Source organism: Myxococcales bacterium, from assembly GCA_016703425.1.
GTDB lineage: Bacteria > Myxococcota_A > Polyangia > Polyangiales > Polyangiaceae > JADJCA01.
In genome coordinates this window covers 345,379-357,500 of record JADJCA010000008.1, presented here as the reverse complement: position 1 = coordinate 357,500, position 12,122 = coordinate 345,379, and the positions used below count along the sequence as shown (strand labels likewise).

The 12,122-nt window shown below is 62.3% G+C and carries 5 protein-coding genes, 2 tRNA genes and 2 rRNA genes; all 9 read left to right on the top strand.

Annotated features, from left to right (window positions below; all coding sequences use genetic code 11):
- Window positions 1-15: 15 nt before the first annotated feature.
- Window positions 16-89, top strand: a tRNA-Ile gene (locus tag IPG50_16520).
- Between the two features lie 24 nt (window positions 90-113).
- Window positions 114-186 (top strand) — tRNA-Ala (locus IPG50_16515).
- 287 nt (window positions 187-473) lie between these two features.
- Window positions 474-3,439, top strand: a 23S ribosomal RNA gene (locus IPG50_16510).
- Between the two features lie 156 nt (window positions 3,440-3,595).
- A 5S ribosomal RNA gene (gene rrf, locus IPG50_16505) occupies window positions 3,596-3,712 on the top strand.
- Between the two features lie 318 nt (window positions 3,713-4,030).
- The gene (locus tag IPG50_16500; protein MBK6693789.1) at window positions 4,031-4,615 is read left to right on the top strand and encodes a type VI secretion system tube protein Hcp; all 585 of its coding nucleotides are present in this window, start codon (window positions 4,031-4,033) and stop codon (window positions 4,613-4,615) included.
- Window positions 4,616-4,621: 6 nt separating this feature from the next.
- Window positions 4,622-5,011, top strand: a complete 390-nt coding sequence (gene tssE, locus IPG50_16495; GenBank protein MBK6693788.1) for a type VI secretion system baseplate subunit TssE — start codon at window positions 4,622-4,624, stop codon at window positions 5,009-5,011.
- A complete protein-coding gene (gene tssI / locus IPG50_16490; protein MBK6693787.1) occupies window positions 5,008-8,334 on the top strand; it encodes a type VI secretion system tip protein VgrG in 3,327 nt (1,108 codons plus the stop codon). Before tssE ends, tssI (IPG50_16490) begins: the two co-directional genes overlap by 4 nt.
- Window positions 8,334-9,125, top strand: a complete 792-nt coding sequence (locus tag IPG50_16485) for a hypothetical protein (GenBank protein MBK6693786.1) — start codon at window positions 8,334-8,336, stop codon at window positions 9,123-9,125. Before tssI (IPG50_16490) ends, IPG50_16485 begins: the two co-directional genes overlap by 1 nt.
- Window positions 9,122-12,091, top strand: coding sequence for a type VI secretion system tip protein VgrG (gene tssI / locus IPG50_16480; GenBank protein ID MBK6693785.1), 2,970 nt, complete (start codon window positions 9,122-9,124; stop codon window positions 12,089-12,091). Before IPG50_16485 ends, tssI (IPG50_16480) begins: the two co-directional genes overlap by 4 nt.
- Window positions 12,092-12,122: the final 31 nt, after the last annotated feature.

The following is a 12,122-nucleotide window of genomic DNA, read 5'->3' as shown; positions in this document are numbered from 1 at the left end:
GCGCGCACGTGGCACGGGCCAGTAGCTCAGGTGGTTAGAGCGCACGCCTGATAAGCGTGAGGTCGGCAGTTCAACTCTGCCCTGGCCCACAGCATCTCGCACTGCGAGTATCAGGGGCTGTAGCTCAGTCGGGAGAGCGCTGGCTTTGCAAGCCGGAGGTCGACGGTTCGATCCCGTTCAGCTCCACAAAAGATTTCGGTGACTCCGGTCACCGCCCGTTCGTTGACAATTGAATACGTAGGAAGACTGACGTTGCCCACGCGGCGCGCGCAAGCGCCCCACGAGGAGCAACCGACGTCATCGTCCGCGAGTGCGCGTCCTCCCAAGGAGCGCGTGCTCGTAGTAGCTGAATTGAAATGAGTCGACTCACAAACTTCTCCTCATCCGCCTAACCGCGAACGGGGGCGGAGCGCCACACGGCGCTCTCGCAGACCGAATCCTGTGTGCGATCTCGATGCGTGCCTTAGGGATAAGGTCAAGCTACGAAGGGCGTATGGTGGATGCCTAGGCAGTCAGAGGCGAAGAAGGACGTGGACAGCTGCGATAAGCTCCGGGGAGCCGCTAACAGGCAATAATCCGGAGATTTCCGAATGGGGAAACCCCATGGGTTGTAGACCCATGAGCCCGTGATGAATTCATAGTCACGGAGCGGCAAACTCAGGGAACTGAAACATCTAAGTACCTGAAGGAACAGAAAGAAACCTCGATTCCCTCAGTAGCGGCGAGCGAACGGGGAAGAGCCCAAACGTTGAGACGCAAGTCTCAACGGGTTGTAGGGCCTGCGACATGAGCGAGTTTCGGTAGGCGAACGGTATGGAAAGGCCGGCCAGAGACGGTGAAAGCCCGGTAACTAAAATCGAAACAGACTCTAGCAGGTACCTGAGTACCACAGGACACGTGCAATCCGGTGGGAATCTACGGGGACCATCCCGTAAGGCTAAATACTACTGACTGACCGATAGTGAACTAGTACCGCGAGGGAAAGGTGAAAAGAACCCCGGTTAGGGGAGTGAAATAGTACCTGAAACCATACGCCTACAAGCAGTGGGAGCACTATGCCGGGCAACCGGAATGTGTGACCGCGTACCTTTTGCATAATGGGCCTGCGAGTTACGTTACGTGGCAAGGTTAAGCCGTCAGGTGGAGCCGGAGCGAAAGCGAGTCCTAACAGGGCGTCAAGTCGCGTGGCGTAGACCCGAAACCTTAGCGATCTATCCTTGGCCAGGTTGAAGAGTTGGGTAACACCGCTTGGAGGACCGAACGCACCACAGTTGAAAATGTGGGCGATGAGCTGAGGATAGGAGTGAAAGGCTAATCAAGCTGGGAGATAGCTGGTTCTCCGCGAAATATATTGAGGTATAGCCTCGGACGAATACCGCCGGAGGTAGAGCACTGAATGGGCTAGGGGTCCTACCAGATTACCAAACCCAATCAAACTCCGAATGCCGGTGAGTAGTATCCGGGAGTCAGACAGTGCGAGATAAGTTGCATTGTCGAGAGGGAAAGAGCCCAGATCGTCGGCTAAGGTCCCAAAGTCTCACCTAAGTGTCAAAGGATGTGGAAACGCATTGACAACCAGGAGGTTGGCTTAGAAGCAGCCATCCTTTAAAGAAAGCGTAATAGCTCACTGGTCAAGCGAGTCCGCGCCGAAAATATAACGGGGCTAAAGGTCAGCACCGAAGCTGCGGGTTTCGAAAGAAGCGGTAGCGGAGTATTCTCAACCAGATACACGCCGGATCGTAAGGACCGGTTACGGGGTTGAGAAGAGCTTATGCAGGCATGAGTAGCGATAAACCGGGTGAGAAACCCGGTCGCCGTAAGCCCAAGGTTTCCTGGGGAAGGATAATCCTCCCAAGGGTTAGTCGGTACCTAAGCCAAGGCCGAAAGGCGTAGGTGATGGATAACAGGTTAATATTCCTGTACTACCGAGGACAGCGTTGAAGCGAGCAGGGACGGAGTAGGATAGGCCAAGCGCGGTGCATGGATACCGCGTTCAAGCCCGTAGGCTGGTTTGCCAGGACCCGCGAGGGACAAACAGCAGACCGCGTAGCCGAGAGGTGATGAGGTTCAGCTTCGGCTGAGCAACTTGGTGATTCCAGACTTCCGAGAAAATCTGCGCGCGGAGCTCCTTCGGTAACCGTACTGCAAACCGACTCAGGTGGGTGGGAAGAATATTCCAAGGCGCGTGAGAGAACCCTGGTTAAGGAACTCGGCAAACTGACACCGTAACTTCGGGAGAAGGTGTGCCTTTGGGCGTGACAGGGCTTGCCCCTTGAGCGTCTGAAGGTTGCAGAGAAACGGGGGTTGTGACTGTTTACTAAAAACACAGGACTCTGCAAAGTCGTAAGACGACGTATAGGGTCTGATGCCTGCCCGGTGCTGGAAGGTTAAGGGAACGTGTCAGCGCAAGCGAAGCACCGAACCGAAGCCCCAGTAAACGGCGGCCGTAACTATAACGGTCCTAAGGTAGCGAAATTCCTTGTCGGGTAAGTTCCGACCTGCACGAATGGCATAACAACATCCCCGCTGTCTCGATCAGGGACTCAGCGAAATTGTATTGGGGGTGAAGATACCCTCTACCCGCGGCAAGACGGAAAGACCCCATGAACCTTTACTGCAACTTGGCAGTGAGTTTCGGGACATTCTGCGTAGGATAAGTGGGAGGCTTTGAAACCGGGCTTCTGGGTTCGGTGGAGCCAACGTTGAAATACCACTCTGGATGTTCTGGGATTCTAACCTGCGCCCATTACCTGGGCGAGGGACACTGCCTGGCGGGCAGTTTGACTGGGGCGGTCGCCTCCTAAAATGTAACGGAGGCGTACGAAGGTTCCCTCAGCCTGATTGGAAACCAGGCGTAGAGCGCAAACGCACAAGGGAGCTTAACTGCGAGACCGACAGGTCGAGCAGGTGCGAAAGCAGGTGTTAGTGATCCGGTGGTCCTGCATGGGAGGGCCATCGCTTATCGGATAAAAGGTACTCTGGGGATAACAGGCTGATCGCGCCTGAGAGTTCACATCGGCGGCGCGGTTTGGCACCTCGATGTCGGCCCATCGCATCCTGGGGCTGGAGCAGGTCCCAAGGGTTCGGCTGTTCGCCGATTAAAGCGGTACGCGAGCTGGGTTTAAAACGTCGTGAGACAGTTTGGTCCCTATCTGCCGTGGGCGCAGGATACTTGAGAGGAGCTGACCATAGTACGAGAGGACCTGGTTGGACGGACCTCTAGTGAGCCAGTTGTCACGCCAGTGGCACCGCTGGGTAGCTATGTCCGGAACGGATAACCGCTGAAAGCATCTAAGCGGGAAGCCGGCCTCAAGACAAGGTATCCCGGGTCGCAAGACCCCTAAAGACCCCTTGAAGACCACAAGGTTGATAGGCCGGGGGTGGAAGCAGAGCAATCTGCGGAGCTGACCGGTACTAATAGGTCGTGCGGCTTGATCATATCTCTAAGGCAAACACTCGAGTTCGCACCCAGGATTGGGTTTGCGAGAAGCTCGTTTCAATTCCCTGGTCTTTGGACCAGACTCGGACGACCCGCGCACCAAAACGCGCGGAGGGCTCAGCGGTCATCAGCAACCGCGAGCAACAACCCAAAATTTCCGGTGGCGATATCGAAGAGGCCACACCCGATCCCATCCCGAACTCGGAAGTTAAGCTCTTCGGAGCCGATGGTACTGCACGGGAAGCCGTGTGGGAGAGTAGGACGCTGCCGGGAAATTCTTAGGTCCCGTCAGGGACGCACGAAGGCCCGATCACGAAAGTGGTCGGGCTTTTTTGCTTTGTGGCCGGATGCGACCGCCAAGAAGCCAGCGGGCCGGCTCGGCGTTCCGTCGCGCGGCGACCCCTCCGAGCTGGGCGGCGCTGCGAGCGATGTGGCCGAACGTTGTCGGCCCCGGCAGGGTGTTGCCTTGTCGCTGGCGTGGACGTGCGGTCGAACTGCCGATTTTGGAAGCGATTCGCCGAAGTCGCGGCGATGGCGTGGGTCCTGCTAGCCTAGCCCGCTGGTAGATAGCTACGCGCAAGGAGGCCATCAGTGTCATTTGACGTCTACGCCACATTCGAGACTCAGGCGGGAGTGAAGTTCGCGGGGACCTGCGGGCAGGACATCGCGCCGCTGCAGGTGAAGGCGAGCTCGCATACCAAGGTCGTCTCCGTTGAGTACGCCGTTGAAGCGGTGCTCGATCCGACGAATGGCCAGCCTGCGAACAAGCGTTTCCATCATCCGTTCGAGATCATGATCGAACATGACAAGAACCTGCCGCTCTTTTTCCGGGCGTTGGTCACGGGTGAGTCCTTCAAGCTCATCGAGCTGACGTTTGCGCAGGTGAAGCAGGTGAAGCAGACCGCCCAGGGCGACACGGCCACCCAAGCCGGTGAACAGATCGCGATGAAGTTCTCGATGATGAACGCGCACGTGAAGGACCTTGCGTTCTCCACGGGCTTGTCGGCCGACAAGCATGGGGCGAGCAGCGCATCGACGAGTTCGTCGCGCGTGTCCTATGACCAGCAGGAGCTCGTACGGGTGTCGTTTCTCGCGCAGAAGTACCTCATTGTCCGGCCGAGCGACAGCAATGCCCAGCACCTCGACGATTGGGCCAAGGGGATGCTCACCAAGTAGTAGCCGATGCTGCGGCTCCTCGAGCGCATCGCGCGCCTCGCGCCGGCCCGAAGCTCGCCAGCGGCGGAGCTTCGGGCGAGCATCGTCGACAACGTGCGGAACATCTGTTCGTCTCGATTGGGGGCAGCGCCGGCCTGCCCCCGCTACGGTCTGCCGGACAGCGTGGTGTACTCGCCGTACGAGCACGAGCACACTCTCGCCAAGGTGCTGAGGGACGCCGTACTTGCAAGTGAGCCGAGACTGACGAATGTCGAGGTCAGCCCCGTCGCCGTAGAGCCGGGCGTCATGGAGCGGCAGTTCGAGATCACCGCTACCCTGGCTGGCGCGCCACGCGCGGGGCCGGTTCACTTGCGGACGCGTTTCGTGGTTGGTGATGTGACGGTAGAAGGACGATGAACCTAAACGACCTCCTCAAGACGCGGGAAGAGACTCCAAACACCGTGATCTTCCTCCGCCTGGCGGGGGCGCCCAAGGACGAGCGGTTCCACGTCAAGACCTTCGAGATCCAAGAGGGCCTCTCGTCGCTCTGGTCTATCTCGCTCGTGGTGACGCATCCGGACCCGGACCTGCCGCTCGACGACCTCATCGACCGCGGCGCGGGCCTTGCGCTCCACAAGCCGGGCGCCCGTCTCACGCAGATGTTCGACGCCCGCGGCGGCTCCAAACACACGCCCGAGATCCGGGTGTGGACGGGGATTTGCCCGTCGATTCGCCACCTGTCGACGGCGGACAAGGGGCGGTCGTTCTACACGATCGACATCGTGCCGGAGCTCTGGCGACTCTCGCTTCGCCGCAACACGCGCGTCTTCCAGCACATGTCGGCCATCGACATCGTCATTCGACTGCTCCGTGACTGGAACATCGAGGTTGGCAAGAACCTGGTCCTCCGAAACATCGAGAAGGACGACTACCCGAAATTTGAGTACCGGGTTCAATACGAAGAGTCGGACTACTCGTTCTTTTGCCGCGTCCTCGAGGAGGCCGGCGTCTCGTTCTACTTCGATTACAGCAACGCTCGTCGCATCGAATCTTTTGAAGGCAAAGGCACCGAACTGACGAAGTTGGTGCTCGACGCGCAGCCTCACCTCGCAGCGGAGTCCGACGAGAAGGACGACGAAGAGGAAGAAGAGGACGAAGAATCGGACGAAGACGAGGCCTCCGCCGAGGACGAAGAGGACGCAGCCGACGACGAGGCTGCCGCGGACGAAGGCGAAAAGAAGGAGAAGCCGAAGAAGATCTACGGACCGCTCCCGTATCGAGGGACGGTTCCGGGCTCGCTCGCCGGTGATCCCGGCGAATACGTGGCCAACGCGTCCATCGCGCGTCAGCTCCGCCCCGGCGCCGTCACGCTCATTGATCACGAGTTCCGCGCGGCTCTCGGCGCTCGGGCCAACGGCGTCAGCCTTATCGTGGACCCCTCGGAAGAGAAGCCGAAGCCGCTCCATCCGTTTGGAGTGCCGCTCCGCGTTCATCCGACCGAAGAGGCGAACACGACGGAGCATCTCTACGAGGTCGTGGCGTACGCGCCTGGGGTCCTGCAGCACGAGAAGTCACCCGACAACGACGACAACCGTCGTGAGGGCGACATCGTCTCCAGCGGGAACGACCCGTACATCACGCGCCGCGCGGAGAACGCGCTGCGGGCCGTTCGCAACGGCGCCCAAGCCACCAACTTCGAGACCAACGCGCTCGCGGTCGCGCCAGGCACGGTCATCAAGTTCGGAGGCTCGAAGGGCGAACATCCCCGCGACGAGCTGTCGTCGATGGTCCCGCAGCTTGTGCTTGCCACGCGGCTGAACGGCGATCACCTCGGTAGCTGGCGGGTCTATTGCCAAGGTGTTCCCACCGCGGTTCTCAAGTTCAACGAGGAGAACGAGGCGGAAGCGATCCCGGTCCCGTACAAGCCGAGCGAAGTGACGCCGAAGCCCCGCATCTGGGGTGTGCAAAGCGCCGTGGTCGTTGGCCCCAAGTCCGACGTCAAAGAGCAGATCCACTGCGACAAATACGGGCGAGTCCGCGTCCAGTTTCATTGGGATCGCCAGCACAAGTACGGCGATCCGATCCCCAAGGACGACGCCGACGACGCCCTCGGATCCTGCTGGGTTCGCGTTTCAACACCTTGGGCCGGAAGCGGCTACGGTTTCGTCGCGATCCCGCGCGTGGGTCATGAGGTCCTCGTCTCGTACCTCGAAGGCGATCCCGATCAGCCGATCATTGTGGGCTCCGTCTACAACGGGCCCAACCCATCGCCGTACGCGAGCGAGACCGTCACAGGCATCAAGTCGAAGACCTCGCCGGACCCGAAGGGGTTCAACGAAATGTACTTTGACGACAAGTCCGGCTCGGAGCGCATTCACTTTCAGGCGGAGAAGGATCTCTCCACCATCGTGAAGAAGACGGAGACCCACAGCGTTGGCGCAACGCGCACGACGAAGATCGGGAGCCAGGACAAGATTCACACCGGGCAGCTTTGGGAGCTCGTCGTCGGGCAGAGGGAAACGGGCATTCAGGCCAAGTCCTCATCGGCCGTGAATGACGAGTCGGGAGGGCACAGCGGCGGCCCGTCAATTCTCTTGCAGGTTGGCGGGAAGGGCGGTGCCACAATTCTCCTGGATGGCGGGGGCATCTCCGTCAACGCCAACGCCGAGCTCCACATGCACGCCTCCGGCGTCATCCACTTGAGCGCTGGGCAAGCCGTCAACATCGACGGCGCCGTGGTCAACATCAACGGCAACACGGCGCATCCCGCGACCGTTGGAGCTTTCGCCGACGGCCCCGGTCAGCCCGGCAAGAAGGCGTCGAGTCCCAACCCTGGCGCGCCTCACAAGGCGGGGAGCAAGGGAGTCGGCGGAAGCGGAATGCCCGCGGGGCCGGGGCCCATGATCGCTGACCTCGAGTTCAAGAAGGCGGAGCCCGACGAGGAGGAGGTAGAAGACGAGGCCGTGCCGCGCGGGCTCGCTGCTCCAGCTGCGGACCTCGAAGGAGGAACGTTGGGCGAAGTGGCGGCGCCGGCTGGTGGCCCCCCCGCTGCCGCCGGGGGCCTCAGCGCAGGGCAGGCCGCGGTGCTCGGTGTCGGCGTGAACGCGCTCGTAAAGCAAGCAATCACCGGCGGCGATATGATGAAGGCAGTCGCCGGCGCCGTCGGCGGAGCCGTCATTGGACAGGCTGCGTCGACCGTTCTGCCAGCGGGTGCTGCCCAGGCGGCGGGGGCCCTTGCCACAGGCGCCTTGAGCGGTGGCAAGGATGGGGTGAGATCGGCGGCGGCGGGCCTTGTTGGTGCGGCGGCCGCGGCCCAGGTTGTCGGCGCAGCTACTGCGCCGGCAGCGGGGGCGCCGTCGTTCGCCTCACCGCTAGGCGCTGCGGCCGCGCAGGGCACGTTCAATCAGACGATGGCCGGCCTTACGACTTCGCTCGGTGCGTCCGCAGCTCGCCCGGAGGTCGCTGCGGTCGCTCAGTTCGCTGCAGCCACCGTGGCGGGACCGCAGCTCCCAGCGGGAGCCGCTCCCATGGCGCCGCTCGTCATGGGGTTCATCACCAGTGGCGGTCAAGCGCCGCCAACGGGGGCGGCCGTCAATGGTGTCGTGAACGGCCTGCTCACCGGGGCGGTGCCCGAAGCCACGGCGGTCACCCAGCTTGCGGGACTCGTCGGCGGACCGGCGAAACTGGCTGAGCTGGCCAGCGTGCCCGGCATCGGCGGCCCCGTCGGCGGAGGTGGCTAGTGGGGTGGGTACTCTGCACGAAGGACGGGCAGTGCCAATTCATCGGACGAACGAAGCCCCTTCATTCGGGCCCAAAGTTGTCCTTCGAGGACGTTGAGGGAATCTTCTTCAACACGTACGGGCGCTTCGTCCGCGGGCCCGTCGACAAGCAGATGCGCGCCTGGCGCAACGCCCCCCAAGACGCCTCAATTTCAGGCCCGTTTTGGTCGACGCGGGCCACGGTTGCGGTCGATCCGCAGGGGTGGCGTGCCCCGGGCAGGGTTAATCCGTACGCCCTGACCGTCGTGCCGCGCAAGGATTGGAAGGGAAATAGCGGGGGCTTCTGGAGCGCTCCGGCGCTAGGCAGTCCCGGCGTAAGAATCCCTGACGACGCTGCGCCCGACACCATGCTCCACGAGATCATCCACTCGTGGACCGCGTACAACTGGTGGCGTTACGCCCATCAGGGGTCCTGGATGGAGGCCTCCAATAAGGAGGATGTCGCTCGGGGCGAGCTGCCCAAACCTCGATGGACCTACATGCAAGGACGCGCCATCACCGAGTCGATTACGCAACACCTGACGAACGAAGCGGGATTCCCCAGCTTCGGGTATTCGGCTGGCGTTCAGTACATTCGTGAGTTCGGCATCGCGCGCGACGTCTGGGCGGCGGCCCTGTTTGGCGGCGAAACCAAGCCGCTTGAGCAAGCCCTGCAGGTTTCGGGAGGCCAGGTAGCGTCGGTTTTCGTCGAGTGCGCGATGCGGCTCGGGAGCCCTTACATCAGTGACGTCAACCCGCGGGACCGCCGGTGAATCGACAGCACCCGCCCCACCTGACGTTTGCGCGGCGTCCGACGCTTGACGTCAACGTCCAACGCTTCGAGGTTCACCAGGTCCTGTCGGGCCTCTGGGACGGCTCGGCGATCTTCTCTGTGCGCCACGAAGAGAACCTCGGCCTCGAGACCCTGCTCGACACCGGCATCGCGTTCGAGATCCGGCAAGGCCCTGACCGAACGCGGCGCTGGACCGGCGTCTGCACGCAGCTCATTCACATGTCTCACGAGCCCACAGGGCTCTCGTACTATCGCGTGTCCTTCGCATCCGAGCTCGTTCGGCTGACACACCGAAAGAACATTCGCGTCTTTCAGGAAGTCTCGCTGCCCAACATCGTGCTGCAAGTGCTTCGCGGCTGGGGGCACAACGTCCTCGAGGTCTCCGAGGAGGTCGTCGAGGACGAAGCTGGCGGTCACGCGGTCGCCAAGAACCCCGAGCCGGATCAGAGCGTGGTGCTCTACGACTTCGATCCCAACGACGAGAAGCGCTTCCCCAAGCACGAGTTCCGCGTCCAATACGAAGAGAGCGACGCGGCGTTCGTCTCGAGGCTCCTCGAAGAGTCGGGGCTCACGTATTACTTCGAGTACACCAACGGGAGGCTCAAGGCGCCCCGCGAGGGAGAGCCGCCGCCGCCCACGAACGGGCATGCGCTGACGCGCCTCGCCATCGACGGCGAGCCGCAGAGCCGCGAGCCCTGGCGCATCCCGTACATCGGGACGTCGGAGGCTCCGTCGTTCGACCTGCCGGAGTTTTTCGCCGCCAACGCGACCATCGGACGGATGGTCTTGCCCGGCGCCGTGACGCTGCGCGATCACGACTTTCGATCGACGCTCGGCGCGAAGCACGAGGCGCGCGCCGTCACCGAGCTGAACGACACAGCCGAGTCCCTCTACGAACAGTTCGACTACGCGCCGGGCCGGCTCCAGACGTTCAAGACCAACGCGGAAGGGGAGCGCTACCAAGAGAGTGCGCAGCCGGCCGACGACGGACTCCATGCGGGCCGCACGAGCGATTACACGCTGACGTTTGAGTCCAACGCCATCGACCTGGCGCCCGGGATGGTTGTCGCCTTCGACAACAAGGTTCCTCCTGCTCTCGAGGCCTTCGTCCCACGGCTCGCGCACCCGCGCGCGGAGCTCGCTCCGGAGCAGAAGCACCTCGTGGTCTCCGTCGACATCGAAGGGGATTCGGCGGGGCCGAGCATGGTGCGGTGCGGTGCTGTCTCCGCGATGAAGATCTACCGGCCCCTCGCGCGAACCGGAAAGCCTCGAATCAACGGCCTCCAGAGCGCGCTCGTCGTGGGCGGCCCCGACGACAGCACGCCGGAGCAGATCCACGAGGACAAGACACTCCAGCATCGGGTGCGAATCCAGTTTCACTGGGATAGGCAGCACCTTTACGGCAAGCCGGTGGAGGGCTCGGAAGGCGAGAACCTCCAGCCCGTTGGCTCGTGCTGGGTGCGATGGGGAACGCCTTGGGCCGGCTCCGGCAACGGTTGGAATTTCGTGCCCCGCGTGGGCCAGGAAGTCCTCGTCTCGTTTCTCGATGGCGATCCCGATCAGCCGATCATCGTGCGGGCACTTCACAGCCCCGAGAACCCGCCGCCCTTCTCGCCGACCAACCAAAATACGGTCACGGGCCTCCGCTCGAACACGGCGCCCGGCGGCGGTGGTTACAACGAGCTCGCCTTTGACGACGCCTCCGGCAAGGAGCGCATTCACATGCAGGCGGAGAACGCGTTGTCGTCGATCGTGAAGTCGACCGAATCGCGCGACGTGGGAACTCTCCGCAAGACAAGCATCGGCACGCGCGACGTGCTTCATGTTGGCAAGCAGTGGGAGTTGGTCGTTGGTCAGAAGCAGGTCGGCATCATCGTGAACGAAGGCCGCATGCTCGTTCAGGTTGGCGGCGAGGGCGGGTCGTCGGTTGAGATCAAAGACGGCTCGATCCATCTCAACACGAAGCAGAACATTCACCTGCACGCCGGCACGGTGCTTCACCTGAGCGCCGGCGGCACGATGAACATCGACTCCGGAATTCCGACGCACAAGGTCGACATCAACCCGCCGTCGCGGAAGCCGCATACGGCGGCCGAGATTCGGGGCGCGATGCCAACGTACCTCAAGGCCGAGCCGCCCCAGCCGGGCGCTCGCCACGGCGGAACGGTGCCCGCCAAGGGCGGCGGCGGGATGCCGTCGCCGCCGGGTGAAGTGCTCGTCGATGTGGACTTGGCGGAGCCGCCCGAGCCGCCGAAGCCTCCCGCGGTGCCGCCCCCGACCGACGCGGCGGGTTCCAGCGCGCTACCACCGAACGCATCCAACGAAGACGCTCTGCGCGCCTTCGCGAGGAGCCATGGGATGCCGTTCGCCGATGCGCCGATCACTCAGGTGGCTCCTGGGATCAAGGCGTGGGGCGACGCCGCCTTTACGGCGCGAGTTCAGGAGGACCTGCAGAAGATCGGCTCCACCCAAGTGGGGCGAAACCTGCTCGGTAGACTCGCCGCGACGGGCAAGACCACCGTCATCACCCCGTTTGACAAGCCGAATGGCGGGGCAGGACCGTTTGACCCGATTGGCGCCACCGCAAAAGGGGTTCCCGTCAGTGGGCTCGGAGGACCGCTGATGTCGATGGGACAGCCGGTCCTCGGCACCGGCGTGGGAAGCGACTCGTTCGTGCAGTGGAACCCGAACTTCCAGCTCCCCAATAGCCTTCCCTACGCTCCACCGATGTCTACCGACGCGATCCTTCTACATGAACTTTCCCACGCATCACGCTACGCCACCGGCACTTTGGAAGTGAAACCGCACATTTGGTACGGCAACGTGGAGGAAATGCGCGCCATCCGTGAGGAGACCGAGTACTTCCGCGAGACCAACTACGACTATCGCCGAACGGACCATGGAACTTCGTTTACGCCCGACAGCCCGACAGTTGGGGGAGGCTAGACGTGGACACGGAACTGAATCCGAGAGGTGA